16 protein-coding genes are annotated in these 17,286 nt (G+C 62.8%); 11 read left to right on the forward strand and 5 right to left on the reverse strand.

The features are described 5' to 3' along the window. The first annotated feature begins 12 nt into the window (after positions 1-12). Positions 13-1,125, forward strand: a complete 1,113-nt coding sequence (locus MesoLj_RS27385) for a pyridoxal phosphate-dependent aminotransferase (RefSeq protein ID WP_202323216.1) — start codon at positions 13-15, stop codon at positions 1,123-1,125. Here MesoLj_RS27385 and MesoLj_RS27390 read toward each other — a convergent pair. Beyond that, a complete protein-coding gene (locus MesoLj_RS27390) occupies positions 1,122-1,652 on the reverse strand; it encodes a MarR family winged helix-turn-helix transcriptional regulator (RefSeq protein ID WP_202323217.1) in 531 nt (176 codons plus the stop codon). The two genes, MesoLj_RS27385 and MesoLj_RS27390, sit on opposite strands and share 4 nt — an antisense overlap. Before the next feature lie 185 nt (positions 1,653-1,837). Between MesoLj_RS27390 and MesoLj_RS27395 the strand changes: the two genes are divergently transcribed. The 5 genes from MesoLj_RS27395 (at position 1,838) to MesoLj_RS27415 (ending at position 8,594) form a co-directional block, all read left to right on the forward strand. Beyond that, positions 1,838-2,122 (forward strand): acylphosphatase, encoded by a 285-nt coding sequence (locus tag MesoLj_RS27395; RefSeq protein WP_202323218.1) that lies wholly within the window; start codon positions 1,838-1,840, stop codon positions 2,120-2,122. 66 nt (positions 2,123-2,188) lie between these two features. After that, a complete protein-coding gene (locus tag MesoLj_RS27400) occupies positions 2,189-2,848 on the forward strand; it encodes a TetR/AcrR family transcriptional regulator (RefSeq protein ID WP_202323219.1) in 660 nt (219 codons plus the stop codon). A 54-nt stretch (positions 2,849-2,902) separates the two neighbouring features. Beyond that, on the forward strand, positions 2,903-4,066 hold the full coding sequence (locus MesoLj_RS27405) for an isovaleryl-CoA dehydrogenase (RefSeq protein ID WP_202323220.1): 1,164 nt from the start codon (positions 2,903-2,905) through the stop codon (positions 4,064-4,066). 1 nt (position 4,067) lies between these two features. Beyond that, positions 4,068-5,675, forward strand: coding sequence for a carboxyl transferase domain-containing protein (locus tag MesoLj_RS27410; RefSeq protein ID WP_202323221.1), 1,608 nt, complete (start codon positions 4,068-4,070; stop codon positions 5,673-5,675). A 936-nt stretch (positions 5,676-6,611) separates the two neighbouring features. Beyond that, the gene (locus tag MesoLj_RS27415; RefSeq protein ID WP_202323222.1) at positions 6,612-8,594 is read left to right on the forward strand and encodes an acetyl/propionyl/methylcrotonyl-CoA carboxylase subunit alpha; all 1,983 of its coding nucleotides are present in this window, start codon (positions 6,612-6,614) and stop codon (positions 8,592-8,594) included. A gap of 78 nt (positions 8,595-8,672) precedes the next feature. Here MesoLj_RS27415 and MesoLj_RS27420 read toward each other — a convergent pair whose 3' ends face one another. Then, positions 8,673-9,794 carry a branched-chain amino acid ABC transporter substrate-binding protein gene (locus tag MesoLj_RS27420; RefSeq protein WP_027046653.1) on the reverse strand — a complete coding sequence of 374 codons (1,122 nt, stop codon included), beginning with the start codon at positions 9,792-9,794 and terminating at the stop codon, positions 8,673-8,675. A gap of 438 nt (positions 9,795-10,232) precedes the next feature. Then, entirely contained in the window at positions 10,233-10,499 is a 267-nt protein-coding gene (locus MesoLj_RS27425) for an SEL1-like repeat protein (protein WP_115145099.1), read from the reverse strand. A gap of 439 nt (positions 10,500-10,938) precedes the next feature. Between MesoLj_RS27425 and MesoLj_RS27430 the strand changes: the two genes are divergently transcribed. The 5 genes from MesoLj_RS27430 (at position 10,939) to MesoLj_RS27450 (ending at position 14,618) form a co-directional block, all read left to right on the forward strand. Continuing rightward, a complete protein-coding gene (locus MesoLj_RS27430) occupies positions 10,939-11,280 on the forward strand; it encodes a DUF2147 domain-containing protein (RefSeq protein WP_140768584.1) in 342 nt (113 codons plus the stop codon). A 225-nt stretch (positions 11,281-11,505) separates the two neighbouring features. Further along, positions 11,506-11,664: a hypothetical protein gene (locus MesoLj_RS27435; protein ID WP_171883323.1), complete on the forward strand. Its 159-nt coding sequence runs from the start codon at positions 11,506-11,508 to the stop codon at positions 11,662-11,664. Between the two features lie 40 nt (positions 11,665-11,704). Beyond that, positions 11,705-11,899 (forward strand): hypothetical protein, encoded by a 195-nt coding sequence (locus MesoLj_RS27440; RefSeq protein ID WP_202323223.1) that lies wholly within the window; start codon positions 11,705-11,707, stop codon positions 11,897-11,899. A gap of 116 nt (positions 11,900-12,015) precedes the next feature. Further along, on the forward strand, positions 12,016-13,476 hold the full coding sequence (locus MesoLj_RS27445; RefSeq protein ID WP_244493894.1) for an AMP nucleosidase: 1,461 nt from the start codon (positions 12,016-12,018) through the stop codon (positions 13,474-13,476). Between the two features lie 131 nt (positions 13,477-13,607). Next, entirely contained in the window at positions 13,608-14,618 is a 1,011-nt protein-coding gene (locus MesoLj_RS27450) for an endonuclease/exonuclease/phosphatase family protein (RefSeq protein ID WP_202323224.1), read from the forward strand. Between the two features lie 49 nt (positions 14,619-14,667). Here the strand turns inward: MesoLj_RS27450 and MesoLj_RS27455 are convergent, their stop codons facing one another. Next, a complete protein-coding gene (locus tag MesoLj_RS27455; protein ID WP_202323225.1) occupies positions 14,668-15,267 on the reverse strand; it encodes a DUF922 domain-containing protein in 600 nt (199 codons plus the stop codon). Between the two features lie 156 nt (positions 15,268-15,423). Further along, positions 15,424-17,103, reverse strand: a complete 1,680-nt coding sequence (locus tag MesoLj_RS27460; protein ID WP_202323226.1) for an electron transfer flavoprotein-ubiquinone oxidoreductase — start codon at positions 17,101-17,103, stop codon at positions 15,424-15,426. Between the last annotated feature and the right edge of the window lie 183 nt (positions 17,104-17,286).

Here is a 17,286-nt window from a genome sequence, read left to right on the forward strand (position 1 = left end):
CGAGCTTCCGTCATGCCTCTGCGCCCTCCCCTCTCGCCGCTTATCGCCGCGCTTCCCTCGACCGTGCCGTTCGTCGGACCCGAAGCGCAGGAGCGCGAGCGCGGGCGCGCCTTCCGCGCCCGTATCGGTGCCAATGAGAGCAGTTTTGGCCCTTCGCCGCGTGTCATTGCCCGCATGGCCGAGATAGCTCGCGACATGTGGATGTATTGCGATCCAGACAATTTCGACCTGAAGGTCGCGGCTGCCGCGCATCACGACGTGGCGGTCGAGAACGTCGTTGTCGGCGAAGGCATAGACGGCCTGCTCAGCCTTGTGGCGCGCATGTATGTGGCGCCTGGCGACGCGGTGGTCACCTCGCTCGGCGCCTATCCGACCTTCAACTTTCATGTTGCCGGCGTCGGCGGGCGGCTGATCACGGTTCCCTATGAAAATGACAAGGAAAGCCTGGAGGGTTTGCTCGCAGCGGTCATCAGGGAAAAGGCGCCGCTGGTCTACCTGTCCAACCCGGACAATCCGATGGGCAGCTGGTGGGAAGCAGACGAGGTGATCCGCTTCATCGAGGCGCTGCCGCAGGCCACCATGCTGGTGCTCGACGAGGCCTATGGCGAATTGGGGCCGGCCTCGGCCCTGCCGCCGATCGATGTCTCGCGGCCGAATGTCATCCGCATGCGAACGTTTTCAAAGGCTTATGGACTTGCCGGCATACGCTGCGGCTACGCGATTGCGGAGGCCCAGGTAATCCGCGACTTCGAGAAGATCCGCAACCACTACGGCGTCAGCCGCATGGCGCAGGTCGCCGGCGTCGAGGCGCTCGCCGACCAAGCCTATCTCGAGACCGTGGTGGCGCGGGTGGCTGCCGGCCGCCGCCGCATCGCTGATATCGCCGAGCAGAACGGATTGAAGCCCTTGGCCTCGGCGACCAATTTCGTCACCATCGACTGCGGGCATGATGGCGCCTTCGCGCTGAAAGTACTGCAGGGGCTATTGTCGCGCGATGTATTCATCCGCAAGCCGATGGCGCCAGGGCTCGACCGCTGCATTCGCGTCAGCGTCGGCCTCGATCACGAACTGGATATTTTCGCCGAGGAATTGCCCGGCGCGCTGGCCGCGGCGCGAGGGAATTAGGCAATTTCGCCGCGCTCGGAATCCGTCGCGCCACCGAGCAGCCTCCTGACACGTGCCAGCATGTCCGACAACTCGGCGGCCTCCTCGTCGCCCAGGCCCGTGGTCAAGCGGATAAGGTCGCGATCCGCTGCCGACTGAAGTTCGGCAAGCGCGGCGCGGCCGTGTGCGGTGAGCGAGAGGACGTGCCGACGCAGGGTGTCAGGACCGGCACGCGTTTCGATCAAGCCGGCGGCGGAGAATTTTCGAAGGATTCTGACAACATAGGCAGGATCCAGCTGGAGATCCCGGGCGATTTCGGATGCCGCTGGCGCGAAATCGAGTTGAAACACCCGCGCCAGGAAGCCTGCCTTGCCGCCAGGGTTGGTGGCAATAAGGCTGGTCCGGTGCCCCAGTTCGAACAGTATCCGCGCCTCGGCCAGCGTATAGGCACTGTGGGTCAAGGTTTCGTCGAGCAGCCCAATCAGGCCGGTATAGAAACGGTTGAAGCGCCTAAGGTCGCTGACCAAGGCATTCCGATCGGTCGGCATGTCTGGCGCCCCTGAAGATTTCTACATCGCCGGATCATCGCAATAAAGTTGACCAAGTCAATTATTTATTGGATGAAGTCATCTATCTTCCGGACGAAACACGGCTCGACGATTCGAAAGACTCCTCCCCTCAAACCAGTTGCCTTCGTTCGATCCTGCGCCAGACTCAATGCAAGGAGCGAGCCATGAAAGACCGGAGAAGGGCAGTGCGGGCGCGTGTCCACGGCAAGGTGCAAGGCGTCGGCTACAGGATCTGGACGCGAGGCGAAGCGACAGGGCTTGGCCTGATGGGCTGGGTGCGCAACGAAAGAGACGGATCGGTAACGGCGTGGCTGACCGGCACGGATGCCGCGGTTTCGGCCATGATCGAGCGGCTTTGGCACGGCCCGCCGGGTGCCGCGGTCCACCAGATCGACATAGAGGAACTCGAGAGTTGGATTGCGCCTGGAGACTTCAGGGTTGTCGCATAGGCGGGCTCCAATAGAGCCTCTTGAATTAATTGAACGTTCGTTTTATTATTGTCTAAAGAGGCGATCATGGCGCGCACCACAGGATCCGATGGCGAGCGAACGGAGGCGGCGGTCCGCGAGGCGGCGGTCAACCTGATCGCACGATATGGCTACGAGGCGATGTCCATGCGCCAACTGGCCGCCGAAGTAGGCGTGCAGGCGGCCGCGCTCTACCGCTATTTCCCGACCAAGGAAGACCTGCTGTTCACGCTGATGCGCGAGCACATGGAAGGGCTTCGCGAAGCCTGGGAAAGCGCCCGGCCGGCCGGCGCCGATCCGGCGGAGCAGCTTGCAGCCTATGTCCGCAACCACATCGCTTTCCATATCGAGCGCCGCCACGCCACGCATGTGTCGAACATGGAATTGCGCAGTCTCTCGCCCGACAGGCTGACACAGATCCTGCGCATGCGCACGGCCTACGAAAAGGAACTGCGCGCCATCCTGCGCGATGGCGCCGAGGCCGGCGCCTTCGCGATCGAGGACACCGGCCTGACGGCCATGGCGCTGATCCAGATGATGACCGGCGTCATCGTCTGGTTCCGGCCCGGCGAGCGGCTTTCGGTCCCTGAAGTAACGGCGACATATCTTTCAATGACAATGCGGCTCGTCGGCGCGGAGATCGCTGACAGCGCCGCGCGTCCATCGGACGCGCAAAGGACGCTGTCCCACTTTAATTTTCGCGCATGATCCTTTCCGAAAATCGAAGTCGATTTTCTGGGTCATGCGCCACGGAGGAGAAACATGTACACGAACACGCTCAGCTTCGGGCATGACGGGGACATCGAGGCGCTGCGCGACATGGTGCGGCGCTTTGCCCAGGACCGGATCGCTCCGATCGCCGGCGACATCGACCGCGACAACGAATTTCCGTCGCATCTTTGGCGCGAGCTCGGCGCGCTCGGCCTGCTTGGCATAACGGCAGATCCCGATTTCGGTGGCAGCGGCATGGGTTACCTCGCCCATGTCATTGCGGTGGAAGAAATTTCGCGCGCGTCGGCTTCGGTCGGCCTCTCCTACGGCGCCCATTCCAATCTATGTGTCAACCAGATCAACCGCTGGGCAACGCCGTCGCAGAAGGAGAAATTCCTTCCGCCGCTGTGTTCGGGCGAACGTGTCGGCGCTCTGGCGATGTCGGAATCCGGCGCCGGCTCCGACGTTGTCTCGCTCAAGTTGCGCGCCGAAAAGCGCAATGACCGCTATGTGCTCAACGGCACCAAGATGTGGATCACCAACGGCCCGGATGCCGAAACGCTGGTCGTCTATGCCAAGACCGATCCGGAACGGAAATCGCGCGGCATCACCGCCTTCATCGTCGAGAAGGCGATGGCAGGGTTTTCCGTGGCGCAGAAACTCGACAAGCTCGGCATGCGCGGCTCCAACACCGGCGAGCTGGTGTTCGAGGATGTCGAAGTGCCGTTCGACAATGTGCTGCATGAGGAAGGGCGCGGCGTCGAGGTGCTGATGTCGGGCCTCGACTATGAGCGCACGGTGCTTGCCGGCGGCCCCATCGGCCTGATGGCGGCGTGCCTCGACGTGGCGATCCCTTATGTGCACGAACGCAAGCAGTTCGGCCAGCCGATCGGCGAGTTCCAGCTTGTGCAAGGCAAGCTTGCGGACATGTATACGGTGATGAACGCCTCGCGCGCCTATGTCTATGCCGTCGCCGCCGCCTGCGATCGCGGCCAGACCACCCGCAAGGACGCCGCCGGCTGCGTTTTGTTCGCGGCCGAAAAGGCGACGCAGATGGCGCTCGACGCGCTACAGCTGCTTGGCGGCAATGGCTATATCAACGACTATCCGACCGGCCGGCTGCTGCGTGACGCCAAGCTCTACGAGATCGGCGCCGGCACCAGTGAGATCCGGCGCTGGCTGATCGGCCGCGAGATCATGGCGGAAGGGGTCTAGCATGGCCGTCCTCCAGACGCAGATATCGCCCTCCTCCGACACCTTTCGTGCCAATGCCGAACGCATGCGCGGACTGGTCGCCGACATCGCCGAAAAAGCCGCTGTCGTCGAGCGCGGCGGCTCTGAGGAGGCACGCGAGCGCCACATCTCGCGCGGCAAGCTGTTGCCGCGCGAACGCCTCGCGCAATTGCTCGACACTGGCTCGCCTTTCCTCGAGATCGGCCAGTTCGCGGCATGGTCGATGTATGGCGAGGAAATTTCCTCGGCCGGCATGATCGCCGGCATCGGCCGTGTCGAAGGCACCGAGGTGATGGTCGTCGTCAACGATGCCACGGTGAAGGGCGGCACCTATTATCCGCTGACGGTGAAGAAGCATCTGCGCGCGCAGGAGATCGCGCTGCAGAACAATCTGCCCTGCATCTACCTGGTCGACAGCGGCGGCGCCAATCTGCCCAACCAGGACGACGTGTTTCCGGACCGCGAACATTTCGGCCGCATCTTCTACAACCAGGCCAACATGTCCGCGGCCGGCATCCCGCAGATCGCCTGCGTCATGGGTTCCTGCACGGCCGGCGGCGCCTATGTGCCGGCTATGTCGGATGAGACGATCATGGTGCGCAACCAGGCGACCATCTTCCTCGGCGGCCCGCCGCTGGTGAAGGCGGCCACCGGCGAGGATGTCAGCGCCGAGGATCTCGGCGGCGCGGACGTGCATACCAGGCTTTCCGGCGTCGCCGACCATTATGCGATGGACGACGAACATGCGCTCGCCATCTGCCGTCGCATCGTCAAAAACCTGAATCGGAACAAGACTGTAAGCCTGAGCTTACAGAAATCGATTCCACCACTTCATTCGGCGGATGAACTCTACGGCGTCGTGCCCACCGATCTGCGTCAGCCTTATGATGTGCGCGAGGTGATCGCGCGTATCGTCGACGGCTCCGAATTCGACGAGTTCAAGCAGAACTACGGCACGACGCTGATCACCGGCTTTGCCCACCTCCACGGCATGCCGGTCGGCATCATCGCCAACAATGGCGTTTTGTTCTCCGAAAGCGCGCTGAAGGGCGCGCACTTCATCGAACTGTGCTGCCAGCGCAGGATCCCGCTGGTCTTCCTGCAGAACATCACAGGCTTCATGGTCGGTCGGAAATACGAAGCGGGCGGCATCGCCAAGGACGGCGCCAAGCTGGTGATGGCGGTTGCCACCGCCAGGGTTCCGAAGGTGACCGTCATCATCGGCGGTTCGTTCGGCGCCGGCAATTACGGCATGTGCGGACGTGCCTACTCACCGCGCCTCCTGTGGATGTGGCCGAATGCCCGCATCTCGGTGATGGGTGGCGAGCAGGCGGCGACCGTTCTTGCCATGGTCAAGCGCGAGGGCATCGAGCGCAAAGGGGGCGAATGGAGCGCCGAGGAAGAAGCAAAATTCAAGAAGCCGATTCTGATGAAATACGAGCATGAGGGCCATCCGCTCTACTCGTCCGCCCGCCTCTGGGATGACGGCATCATCGATCCGGCAAAGACGCGCGATGTGCTGGCGCTCAGCCTTTCGGCGGCGCTCAATGCGGAGATCGAGGAGACACGCTTCGGCGTGTTCAGGATGTAAGATGCACGGCATCGACACCGGGATCCGAATCCGCACCGGCCAAACAACGAAGCTCGACGTCGATGCCATCGCACATGGCGGAACTATACTGGTCGATCATTTCTGCTCGCGGCGAAAAGTGCGTGTTTTGGATGAGAGCATCCATCCGCTCACAATATTGCGAGCCGTCGCCACGAAGCTGGCAGCGATGGAAAATAGTTGCTACTTCTCATTCCCTACTATACAACGGGGATGGGCTAGAAATGAAGACCGAATATTTGCGGAAAGCGTCTACCGCAATACTTTCTGCACTGCTGGTGTTCGCGGCTTCCAGTGTGTGCGTAGCCGGGTCACTGGCAGGAAGCGAGGGAGACCAGCGTTTCCCACCGTACCTGCCGCAAAATCCCAAAGATCCCTGCACCAGAACTTACAAAGCCTATGTCGCAGCCAGCGGCCATTCAGCGTACGCGACAACTCCCTATGCTCGGATAAGGTCATCGTACATAGTCTGCGGCGCGCACCTCAACGCGCCATCGGTAAAGGTAGCAGAAGACCTAGCTATGAAATCCTGCGTGGCCACCCGCAGCCACTACAAGGTCACGACCGGCGGCGGTTGCGAGATCGCGTTGTCGAAGTAGGGACAACTGAGCGTCAGGCCGGGCACTCCCTTGGCAAGGGAGAGGTCTGTGGCACGCCTGCGAAACACCATTTCGCAGGGCAGCGGCCCGGCTGGATAGGCTGTCGGGACGGCATGCCCCTCTATTCTGCTGGACATCCCTCCCACAAATGGGGAAATCGACCGACACCTCGGCTTCCGCCACTTGCCGCCGTTGAAAGAAAAGCGGCGGAGCTGCAAAGGCCAATCTCCGCGCTTGTCGGCGAGATGTCCGGCAAGACCGCGGGGGGCGTGAGGGAGCGCCTGCGTCGCTTTCAGCAAGCTCTGGCTACGGAGGCTCCATGTTCGCCAAGATCCTGATCGCCAATCGGAGCGAGATCGCATGCCGTGTCATCCGCACGGCCCGCAAGCTCGGCGTGCACACCGTCGCCGTCTATTCGGATGCCGACGCGAAAGCCCTGCATGTCGAGATGGCCGACGAGGCTGTTCATATCGGCCCCTCCCCTGTCGGCGAGAGTTATCTGCGCGGCGACAGAATTGTCGCGGCGGCGCTTTCGACCGGGGCGCAGGCCATCCATCCCGGTTATGGATTCCTGTCGGAAAATCCCGATTTCGTCGACCAGGTGGTGGCGGCGGGGCTCACCTTCATCGGCCCGTCGGCGGCCTCGATCCGCGCCATGGGACTGAAGGACGCCGCCAAGCGGCTGATGGAGAAAGCCGGCGTTCCCGTCGTTCCGGGTTATCATGGCGAGGCGCAGGAGATCGTGCTGCTTGCGTCCAAGGCGCGCGAGATCGGTTATCCCGTGCTGATCAAGGCGCGCGCCGGCGGCGGCGGTAAGGGCATGCGGCGGGTCGAGCATCCCGATGATTTTTCCGAGGCGCTGTCCAGCGCCCGGCGCGAAGCAAAGGCTGCTTTCGGCGACGACCGCGTGCTGGTCGAGAAATATGTCGACAAGCCCCGGCACATCGAAGTGCAGGTGTTCGGCGACAATTTCGGCAATACCGTGCATCTCTATGAACGCGACTGTTCGGCACAACGCCGCCACCAGAAGGTGATCGAGGAAGCACCCGCCCCCGGTATGACGCCGGCTTTGCGCAAGGCGATGACGGAAGCGGCTGTGAAGGCCGCAAAGGCGATCAACTATTCCGGCGCCGGCACCATCGAATTCATCGTCGATGCCTCGCAGGGCCTCAAGGCCGACCGATTCTGGTTCATGGAAATGAACACCCGCCTGCAGGTCGAGCATCCGGTCACCGAAATGGTCACCGGCACCGATCTGGTCGAGTGGCAATTGCGGGTCGCCAGCGGCGAAAAGCTGCCGAAGTCGCAGAGCGAGATCGCGCTTGCCGGCCATGCTTTCGAGGCGCGCATCTACGCGGAGGACGCGGCAAAGGGGTTCCTGCCGGCTACCGGCACGCTGCATCATCTGAAATTTCCCGTAACGGCACCCGACGCGGCCACGATACGCATCGAGACAGGCGTGCGGGCCGGCGATGCCATCTCGCCCTACTACGACCCGATGATCGCGAAGCTGGTCGTCCACGCAAAAGACAGGCAAGCCGCGCTCGAAGCACTCGGCACAACGCTGTCACGGACCGAAATTGCCGGGTCCACGGTCAACACCGCCTTTCTTGCCGCTCTTGCCGCCGATCCGGACTTTTGCGCTGGCGACGTCGACACCGGCCTGATCGGCAGACATCAGGCGGCGCTGACCGAGATCGCGCCGCCGACCGGCGAAATCATCTCGGCAGCCGCCCTTGCCGCGTCCGGCGCAGGACTATCACGGGCGTCGAACGACCCGTGGTCTTCGCTTTCCGGCTATGCGCATTTCCACGGCGTGGCGCGGCGCACGCGGTTGAAGTTCGCCGACGACGATATTCTGGTAAAGGTTTCGGTGCGACCGGACGGGCGTTTCCAGGTGGCGCTCGGTGCGCCCTACGACAGCGCCAATTCGCATGATTTTCGCGCTGCTCCACGCCTCGCCCGCTGGCCAGGCCACATCACGGTGTTCGAAGGCGCCATCGGCTATACTTTCGCGGTGCCCGACCCGTTGGCACGCAGCGATGACGCGGCGGCGGCCTCCGGCAGCCTGCGCGCGCCGATGCCGGGTCTGGTCAAGCTGGTGCGCGCGGCAAAGGGCGATGCGGTGATCAAGGGACAAGCTCTCCTGATCCTCGAGGCGATGAAGATGGAACATACCATCGCCGCCCCGCACGACGGGGTGATTGCCGAAATCGCCACGGAAGGTGCGCAGGTCACCGACGGGACGGTGCTGGTGCGGTTCGTCGAGGAGCAGACCGCCTCGACCGCCGCCGCGGGCTGATACAAGGAGCGCAGCGCCGACCGCAAAACAAAATGGCCGGGGTTCGCCCCGGCCATTTCTGTGGATTATCGCCTCAGATTACTGCGCGATCGGCGCGTACTTGCCGTCGTGCCACTGGTTGATGTCGTAGCTGGCGTTCTTGAGATCGCCCTTCTCGTCGAAGGTGACGTCGCCGACAACGGTGCTGATCGGCGTGCCGTTCTTCAACGCTTCGGCAACCTTGGCCGGATCGTCGCTGCCGGCACGCTTGATGCCTTCGGCGAAAGCCTGGACCACGGCGTAGGAGAACAGCGTGAAGCCTTCCGGCACGAAGCCGCCGGCCTTGATCTTCTCGACGGCGGCCTTGGCCTCCGGCTTGGCCTGCGGATCCGACGGGAAGACGAACATGGTGCCTTCGCCGGCCGGGCCAGCAACCTGCCAGAACTCCGGCGAGGCGATCGAATCCGGCATGATCAGCTGGAACTTCAGGTTCTGTTCGGCCGACTGGCGCAGGATCAGGCCGGCTTCAGGATGGTAGCCGCCGAAATAGACGACGTCGGCCTTGAGATCCTTGAGCTTGGTGACAAGAGCGGAATAGTCCTTCTCGCCGGGATTGATGGCGTCGTAGTAGACTTCCTTCAGGCCACCGGTGTTCATGGTTGCCCTGACAGCGTCAGCCACGCCCTGGCCGTAGGCGCTCTTGTCGTGCAGGATGACGACGTTCTTGCCGGCATACTTCTTGGCGATCCACGGGCCGATGAAGGCGCCCTGTGCATCGTCACGCGTATAGAGGCGCATGATCGTCGGCCAGCCGGCCTTGGCGGCCGCGTCGGTCAGCACCGGGTTCGAGGAAGCCGGGCTCATCATCAGCGCGCCGGCTTCGGCATAGACGGCCGAGGCCGGAATGCTCGATCCCGAGCAGGCATGCCCATCGATGAACTTGACGCCGTTGGCGACGATGCGGTTGGCGACCGACACTGCCTGTTTGGGATCGCACTGGTCATCCTCGATGTCGAGCTTGATCATCGAACCGTTGACGCCGCCAGCGGCATTGATGGCGTCGGCGGCGGCCTGTGCGCCCTGCTTGAACTGATCGCCGATGGTGGCGAGCTGTCCGGTCATCGGGCCGACCACCGAAACGGTGATGTCGTCGGCGAATGCGACCGGCGCACTCATCATCAGGCCGAAAATGGCCGCGCTCAAAATACTCATTTTTTTCATTGCAATAGAACTCCTCCACTCACGCGCGGCCGCCCCGGCCGCGCTTCTTCAAGAGAGGCGGGACAATTTCATCCTTCATCGGGCCTGTCTAGGCGCATTGACGCCGCTCGATTGGGCCTGGGAGGCCTCATCCACGCAAAAAAGCCACGCCAGCCTTGTTCCGGCCGGTCATGGCTTTTTTGCCTGTCGGGCTGTTTCCCCAGCGCCCCCGCGCCGCGAACCCCAACTTGGCCGTCCCTGTCTTTCCTGTTGACCATGATCTTGGCCGAAAACCGGATTCCACTTTCCGGGATCATGGTCCGTCGTACGGCTTGACCTATTTCGCCTGCCGCCTTCTTGTTGTTGGCCTGTGGCCCGGCTGTCTGCGCAGCCTTGTCCCTGTTGTGGCCCGACCGTCTTTGAGCGATCTGGACCCGAGCTTTCCCGCCTGGCGGAAACCTAGTGCATGGTCATCCATTCGCGGGCTTCGCGCAGCGCCCTGGCAATCTCGACCTTCGACATGGCCGCCGACAGTTCCGAGCGCAATTCCGCGGCGCGGGCCGAACCCTTGATGGCGGCAATGTTGAACCATTTGTGGGCGGCAACGACGTCGGTCTCGCAGTCGCGGCCGGTCGCATACATCATGCCCAGTTCGAAAAGAATGTCGGCCTGGGCAGTTGCCCCCATGGCGCCGAAACCTGCTTCAAGCATTTCAAAACGTGCCATTTTAGTCCCCTGTCTGGCTCCCGAGAGCTGCCTCCGTTTGTCTTGTCCGGGCCGCTCTTTCGATGCTTTCGAGAATGCCGCTCAGGCTTGAATCCGTCGTTAAATGGCGTGCTTAATTTGAGGAAAACAAAGCTAAAACAAGAGGTAAACGCGGAAATTCGTTAAGGATACGAAGCCAGTGTTTCAGCCGATTTTCGCTAAATTTGACGAAAATTTTCCGGGCTTCGATCAACACTCCGCTAACCACGGGAAACAAACACGATGCGCCGGTGGTTTTCATTTCCCTCCGCGACGAGGCGAATTCAGGCGCTTTCAAAATCCGAAAGTCTTCCGTGGCGGCACCGCTTTTGTTTTGGCGGGAGCTGGATTAGCTTACGTTTGCGTAAACGGCAGACCGGCGAGGCGGAGCATCCGGCCGGCCATCCAAAGGGAGGAAGACATGTTTCGAAAAGTGAGCCTGGCCCTTGCAGCCACATTGATCATGGCGGGAACGGCGTGGGCCGATCCGATCGAGGGCAACTGGAAGACGCAAGCCGGCGACACCGCGGCCATTTCAGGCAGCGGCTCGTTTTCGATCACGCTCAAGTCGGGCAAATATGCCGGAAAGACCATCGGCTCGCTCAAGGCGGCCGGCGACAACAAATATGCCGGCAGCATCACCGACCCGGCAAACGACAAGACCTATTCGGGCAAGGCGACGTTGTCGGGCACCTCGCTCAAGATGAGCGGTTGCGTGCTCGGCGGCCTGATCTGCAAGAGCCAGACCTGGCACAAGCTCTGATCGACCATATCCTTGGGACATGATGACGGGGCCTGGCAGGCCCCGTTTTCGTTTCATCGGCAGGCCGAGCACAGGTGCTGTTGCCCTGCCTCTGTTGGCCATATCAGGCCGGCGGCGGCCGGATCAGATCCCGTCAATCATTTTGAACCGCAGATGAACGCCGGCATCAGAGCCGGTTCAGAGGCGTTGGGGCATTCTCCTGCGTGTTGAAGGAGACACTACCCGATGCTTGCTCGCCGCTTCACCATCGTCTGCCTGCTGATGAGCCTGTTTGGAATGTTCTTCGCCATCCTCGTCGCCGAAGCGGGCCGTTCCCCCCGCGCCTGGGACGAAGCCAGTTCCAGGACATGCCGCCTCGCCTGCCCCACCCACCTTCGCAACTGAACCAAAGAAACCAGACCTCGAAAAGAGAAGCTCAGACATCATGGACCGCATCGCCGCCAACGCTCTCAAGACCCTTCGGCTTCTGCCGCGGGCGGCGCTTATCCTGATGGTCCTGGCCGCTCCGGTCCTGGCCGTGCCGATGATGCGCGCCGATGCCGGCTCGACGATCGAGGCTCCGGCCCTGAAGAAGTCCGGCGTCGGCTTCGTCCTGCTGGTCAGTCTGCAGCGGGGATAAAGAAAAATGGCGCTTTGGGCGCCTTCGACAGCCACACCCCTCCCAACCGCTCGTCCGAGTCTCTATATTGAGCCATGGAAAAGCGAATCTACCCTCAAGCCATCGAATCTGTGGTCATGCCGGAGCCTTTTGGCCGGCAAAGCTTCGACAATGCCGCGAAAGCGGTCGCGGCACTGCAGCTGCTTTATGACCGCAACACAAAGTTCCTGCGCGATTCCTTCGCCGCTTTGGCCGCCGGCGGCGACAGCAGCAAGCGCTACCGCGCCTTCTATCCCGAGATCGGCGTCACCACGAGTTCGTTCACCCAGGTCGACTCGCGCCAAGCCTATGGCCATATGCCGACGCCCGGCCATTTCGCCACCACGATCACGCAGCCGCACTTGTTCGAGAACTACCTGATCGAGCAACTTCGCCTGATCATGCGCAACCACGGCGTGGCGGTCACGGTTTCGGAATCGACCACTCCCATTCCACTGCATTTCGCCTTCCTGGAGGGAACTTACGTCGACGGCGCCGCCGCGGAGCGCATCAAGCGGCCGATCCGCGACCTGTTCGACGTGCCGGATCTCGACGGCACCGACGATCAGATCGCCAACGGCACGTTCGAAGTGGCGTTCGGTGAACCAAGACCGCTAGCCCCATTCACGGCGCAGCGTATCGACTACTCGCTGCACCGCATGACGCACTACACGGCGACCAGCCCGCAACATTTCCAGAATTTCGTGCTGTTCACCAACTACCAGTTCTACATCGACGAGTTCGGCGCCCGCGCCCGCGACCTGATGGAGAAGGGCGGCGGCGGTTATGTGGAATTCGTCGAGCCGGGCAATGTCGTGACCAAGGCCGGACAAAGCGCGCCGAGCGAAGGCGTTGGACCACAGCGTCTGCCGCAGATGCCGGCCTATCACCTGAAAAAGGCGAACCATGGCGGCATCACCATGGTCAACATCGGTGTTGGCCCTTCGAATGCCAAGACGATCACCGACCATATTGCCGTGCTGCGGCCGCACGCCTGGGTGATGCTCGGCCATTGCGCCGGACTGCGCAACACCCAGGCGCTTGGCGACTATGTGCTGGCGCATGCCTATGTGCGCGAGGACCACGTACTGGACGACGATCTTCCGGTCTGGGTGCCGATCCCGCCGCTGGCCGAGATCCAGGTGGCACTGCAGGAGGCGGTTGCCGAAGTCACCGGCCTGTCGGGCTACGATCTCAAGCGCATCATGCGCACCGGCACGGTCGCCACCATCGACAACCGCAACTGGGAACTGCGCGACCAGCGCGGGCCTGTGCAGCGCCTGTCGCAGTCGCGTGCCATCGCGCTCGACATGGAATCGGCGACCATCGCCGCCAATGGCTTCCGCTTCCGCGTGCCCTACGGCACGCTGCTGTGCGTGTCCGACAAGCCACTGCATGGCGAGTTGAAACTGCCAGGCATGGCGACCGAGTTCTACAAGCGGCAGGTGGCGCAACACCTGACCATCGGCATCAGGGCGATGGAGAAGCTGGCCGAGATGCCGATGGAGCGGCTGCATTCGCGCAAGCTCCGGAGCTTTTCGGAAACAGCGTTCCAGTAAGTGGCCGCACGCCTCGGCGAGGCAATTCGTCGTCTTGCTCAGGCCGCAATTGGACCGCTAAGCAGATTGAACGGATCGTCAGGCGGCATTCAGCAGACACGACCTCAATGACAACAGGCGCGCGCTTGAAAATGACGGCTGGGTTGGCATTCCTGGCGATGACGGCACTGTCGGCCGCGCTGTTGGCCGGGTTCTTCGGCACGCTGCATCCCGCTTTCGATTCCTTCTCGCATTTCCGCATTCACCTCAGCGTTCTCATGGCGCTCCTGGCACTGCCGCTGCTCGCCAGCTCGTTTCGGCTGCAAGCGGCAGCGGGGCTGCTCTTTGCCATCGCCTGCCTGGCCACGACGGCAAGCGCCCTGCCGAAGCTTTGGCCGCAGCCCGCGGTTGCCAAGCCCGCCGATCAGGCCGTCTACAGCCTGCTGCAGATGAACCTGCGCTTCAACAACCCGACACCGAAGAAGGTGCTCTCGCTGATCGGCCGCACCAATCCGGACGTGATCACCCTCGACGAAGTGTCCGGCATGTGGACGACCGAGCTTGGCTACATCACCAGCGCCTATCCCTACCGTATCCTCTGCCCTTACCCGAATGGCATGTTCGGGGTGGCGTTGCTGTCGCGCCGGCCGTTTGCCGCCGACACCGCACCGCGTTGCGAGCCGCGCGGCGCGATGGCGACCGCCACCATCGACTTCGGCGGGGTCGGGGTCGATGTCGCCGCGATCCATTTGAGCTGGCCGTGGCCGAAGGAGCAATACTGGCAGATTGGCGAACTGGCGGAACCACTGGCCGGGCTCGGCGAGACAGCGATCATGGCCGGCGATTGCAACGCCGTGCCGTGGAGCGCGGCGGTGCGGCGGGTCGCGGCTCTCGGCAGGCTGACCGTCATGCCGTCGGCCGGACCGACCTGGATCCACCGGACACTGCCCGACTTCCTGCGCCGCTATGCAGGCCTGCCCATCGACCAGGTGTTCAGCAAGGGCGGACTGACGATCCTGTCTTCGACGCGGCTGGAGGATACCGGCTCCGACCACCTGCCGGTGCTGGTCGAGTTCACGTTAAGGCCTGGCGACAGGCAGCCTGAAAATGATCACGCCACGGCGCTCGCGGCCAACGGCTCTCAAAACAAGCCGCGGGGCTGATCCCGTCATCCCGAGCGAAGCAGAACGGCGCCTGTGTCCTCGGTGCTCATCAGTCAAGCTTGGTCAGCGCGTCGACAAGATGCTCGACATGGCCACCGCCACGATGCTCGCGGGCGTCGAAAGCGTTCTGCTTGGCTTCGTATTCGGCATAGGTGGCGTTGATCCGCCGCCTCGCCTCGAGGTGCGTGCCCGTGCAGAACCAGTTGTCCCGACGCTCCAGGCCGGCAAGCGCGGTCTCGGTGGCCCGCATCATCCTCATCGCGATGCGGCCATGCGTGTGCTCGTGCCTGCGGACGCCAGCCATGAACCCGTCCCAGCGCTTGCGCAGCCCGGGGCTTGCCGGCGAGAGCCGTCGCGGGAAGGTGTAGGTCAGGTCGAGCTTGCCGTTGGCCTGCCGCAGACGACAGATCCCATCCTGGCGGCTGATATCGAGATCCCAATGCACCGTGTAGCCGGTTTCGGCAATGGCGCGTGTCATGTAGCCGTGCTTCGGTCCCAGCCGGTCCATGGCCTCCACGAGGTCGGCCCCGGTCTTTCCGGCAACATCATAGGTGCGGACATGAACGATGAGCTTTGTGCCCGCCGACGCGGCTGGCACACAGGACAGCACACAGGCCGCGGCGAGCATCGTCAGGCTGGTCAGGCGCATGTCCGCCTCCTTTGTCGGTGGCCAAGCAGACCACACTCGGCGAGACGCTTCAACGGGCCTGAGCAAAGTCCCAGTCTCGCGAAGGCGACAAACAGACCGGCGCCGTTCACATGTCCGGTATTTTTCAGCCGGATCGAGGGCCAGTCGGCGCGCGGGTCACATGCCCTGGTAGACTGGCCCCTCGCCGCCCTGCGGCGGCACCCAGTTGATGTTCTGGTTCGGGTCCTTGATATCGCAGGTCTTGCAGTGGACGCAGTTCTGCGCGTTGATGACGAAGCGCACGTCTTTCGCCGCCGGATCGGCGGCGGCATTGCCATCCTTGTCGACCCACTCATAAACGCCTGCCGGGCAATAGCGTGTCGATGGTCCGGCAAAGACATCATGCTCCGAGCGCTTCTGCAGCTCCATGTCGCCGACCAGCAGGTGGACCGGCTCGTTCTCTTCGTGATTGGTGTTGGACAGGAACACCGAGGACAGGCGGTCGAAGGTCAGCACGCCATCAGGCTTCGGATAGGCGATCTTCTTGTGCTTGGCGGCGGGCTCGAGCGCGGCATAGTCGGCCTTGCCGTGCTTCAGCGTGCCGAAGGGCGAGATGCCGAACAGCGTGTTCAGCCACATGTCGAGGCCCCCGAGGCCGATGCCGACAATGGTGCCGAAGCGCGACCACAGCGGCTTGACGTTGCGCACCTTCTTCAGATCCTTGCCGATGTCGGTCGCGCGCCAGGCTTGCTCGTAGGTGGAAAGCTCATCATTGGCACGGCCCGCGCCAATCGCCTCTGCGACATGCTCGGCCGCCAGCATTCCCGACAGCACTGCATTGTGGGAACCCTTGATGCGCGGCACGTTGACGAAGCCCGCGGCACAACCCATCAGCGCGCCACCGGGGAAGGACAGTTTCGGCACCGACTGCCAGCCACCCTCGGTGATGGCACGCGCGCCATAGCCCAGCCGCTTGGCGCCCTCGAAGGTGCCTGCGATCGCCGGATGCGTCTTGAAGCGCTGGAACTCCTCGAATGGCGAGAGATAGGGGTTCTTGTAATTGAGGTGGAGGACGAAGCCGACCGCCACCTGATTGTCCTCGAGATGGTAGAGGAAGGAACCGCCGCCGGTCTTCATGTCGAGCGGCCAGCCGAAGGAATGCTGCACCAGGCCCGGCCGATGGTTCTCCGGCTTGACCTGCCAGAGCTCCTTCAGGCCGATGCCGTATTTGCCGGGCTCGCGGCCGTCGGAAAGCTTGTATCTGGCGATCAGCTGCTTGGCGAGCGAGCCACGTGCGCCTTCGCCGATCAGCACATATTTGCCCATCAGCGCCATACCCGGCGCGAAGCCCGGGCCATGTGTGCCGTCCTTCTCGACGCCCATGTCGCCAGTGACGACGCCGGTGACGGCGCCTTCCTCATTGTAGAGCAGCCCGGCGGCGGCAAAGCCCGGATAGATCTCGACGCCAAGCGCCTCGGCCTTGGTTGCCAGCCAGCGGCAGACATTGCCGAGCGAGACGATGTAATTGCCGTGATTGTTCATCAGCGGCGGCATCAGGATGTTGGGCAGACGGAAAGAGCCGGCGGGGCCGAGCACCAGGAAATGGTCCGCCGTGACCGGGGTCTTGAAAGGATGACCTTCTTCCTCGCGCCAACCGGGCAGCAGCCGATCGATGCCGACAGGATCGACGACGGCGCCGGAGAGGATGTGGGCGCCGACCTCGCCGCCCTTTTCCAGCACGACGACGGAAAACTCGGGATTGACCTGCTTGAGGCGGATGGCCGCGGCAAGGCCGGCCGGACCGGCGCCGACGATGACCACGTCGAATTCCATGCTCTCGCGTTCGATATCGCTCATCAACCCCTCCGCACTGGCTTGCCGCTGTTGCGTATCTTGCTGGCTCCTGCGCTGCATAGCGCATCAATTGGCGACAGGAAACCGGCGCATACGTGACAATGCGGATTTGGCCAAAAAGTCGCGCATTCCGCCGGATAATAGCCGTCAGCGCCTGGCGAGAACCGCGGTCCCCGCGTTTTTTAA

The organism is Mesorhizobium sp. 113-3-9, assembly GCF_016756515.1.
Classification (GTDB): Bacteria; Pseudomonadota; Alphaproteobacteria; order Rhizobiales; family Rhizobiaceae; genus Mesorhizobium.

What these genes read in the sequence shown, in the direction of transcription:
- MesoLj_RS27385 (WP_202323216.1), top strand. Translation starts at nt 13, where the DNA reads ATGCCTCTGCGCCCTCCCCTCTCGCCGCTTATCGCCGCGCTTCCCTCG.
- MesoLj_RS27390 (WP_202323217.1), bottom strand. Translation starts at nt 1,652, where the DNA reads ATGCCGACCGATCGGAATGCCTTGGTCAGCGACCTTAGGCGCTTCAAC.
- MesoLj_RS27395 (WP_202323218.1), top strand. Translation starts at nt 1,838, where the DNA reads ATGAAAGACCGGAGAAGGGCAGTGCGGGCGCGTGTCCACGGCAAGGTG.
- MesoLj_RS27400 (WP_202323219.1), top strand. Translation starts at nt 2,189, where the DNA reads ATGGCGCGCACCACAGGATCCGATGGCGAGCGAACGGAGGCGGCGGTC.
- MesoLj_RS27405 (WP_202323220.1), top strand. Translation starts at nt 2,903, where the DNA reads ATGTACACGAACACGCTCAGCTTCGGGCATGACGGGGACATCGAGGCG.
- MesoLj_RS27410 (WP_202323221.1), top strand. Translation starts at nt 4,068, where the DNA reads ATGGCCGTCCTCCAGACGCAGATATCGCCCTCCTCCGACACCTTTCGT.
- MesoLj_RS27415 (WP_202323222.1), top strand. Translation starts at nt 6,612, where the DNA reads ATGTTCGCCAAGATCCTGATCGCCAATCGGAGCGAGATCGCATGCCGT.
- MesoLj_RS27420 (WP_027046653.1), bottom strand. Translation starts at nt 9,794, where the DNA reads ATGAAAAAAATGAGTATTTTGAGCGCGGCCATTTTCGGCCTGATGATG.
- MesoLj_RS27425 (WP_115145099.1), bottom strand. Translation starts at nt 10,499, where the DNA reads ATGGCACGTTTTGAAATGCTTGAAGCAGGTTTCGGCGCCATGGGGGCA.
- MesoLj_RS27430 (WP_140768584.1), top strand. Translation starts at nt 10,939, where the DNA reads ATGTTTCGAAAAGTGAGCCTGGCCCTTGCAGCCACATTGATCATGGCG.
- MesoLj_RS27435 (WP_171883323.1), top strand. Translation starts at nt 11,506, where the DNA reads ATGCTTGCTCGCCGCTTCACCATCGTCTGCCTGCTGATGAGCCTGTTT.
- MesoLj_RS27440 (WP_202323223.1), top strand. Translation starts at nt 11,705, where the DNA reads ATGGACCGCATCGCCGCCAACGCTCTCAAGACCCTTCGGCTTCTGCCG.
- MesoLj_RS27445 (WP_244493894.1), top strand. Translation starts at nt 12,016, where the DNA reads ATGCCGGAGCCTTTTGGCCGGCAAAGCTTCGACAATGCCGCGAAAGCG.
- MesoLj_RS27450 (WP_202323224.1), top strand. Translation starts at nt 13,608, where the DNA reads ATGACGGCTGGGTTGGCATTCCTGGCGATGACGGCACTGTCGGCCGCG.
- MesoLj_RS27455 (WP_202323225.1), bottom strand. Translation starts at nt 15,267, where the DNA reads ATGCGCCTGACCAGCCTGACGATGCTCGCCGCGGCCTGTGTGCTGTCC.
- MesoLj_RS27460 (WP_202323226.1), bottom strand. Translation starts at nt 17,103, where the DNA reads ATGAGCGATATCGAACGCGAGAGCATGGAATTCGACGTGGTCATCGTC.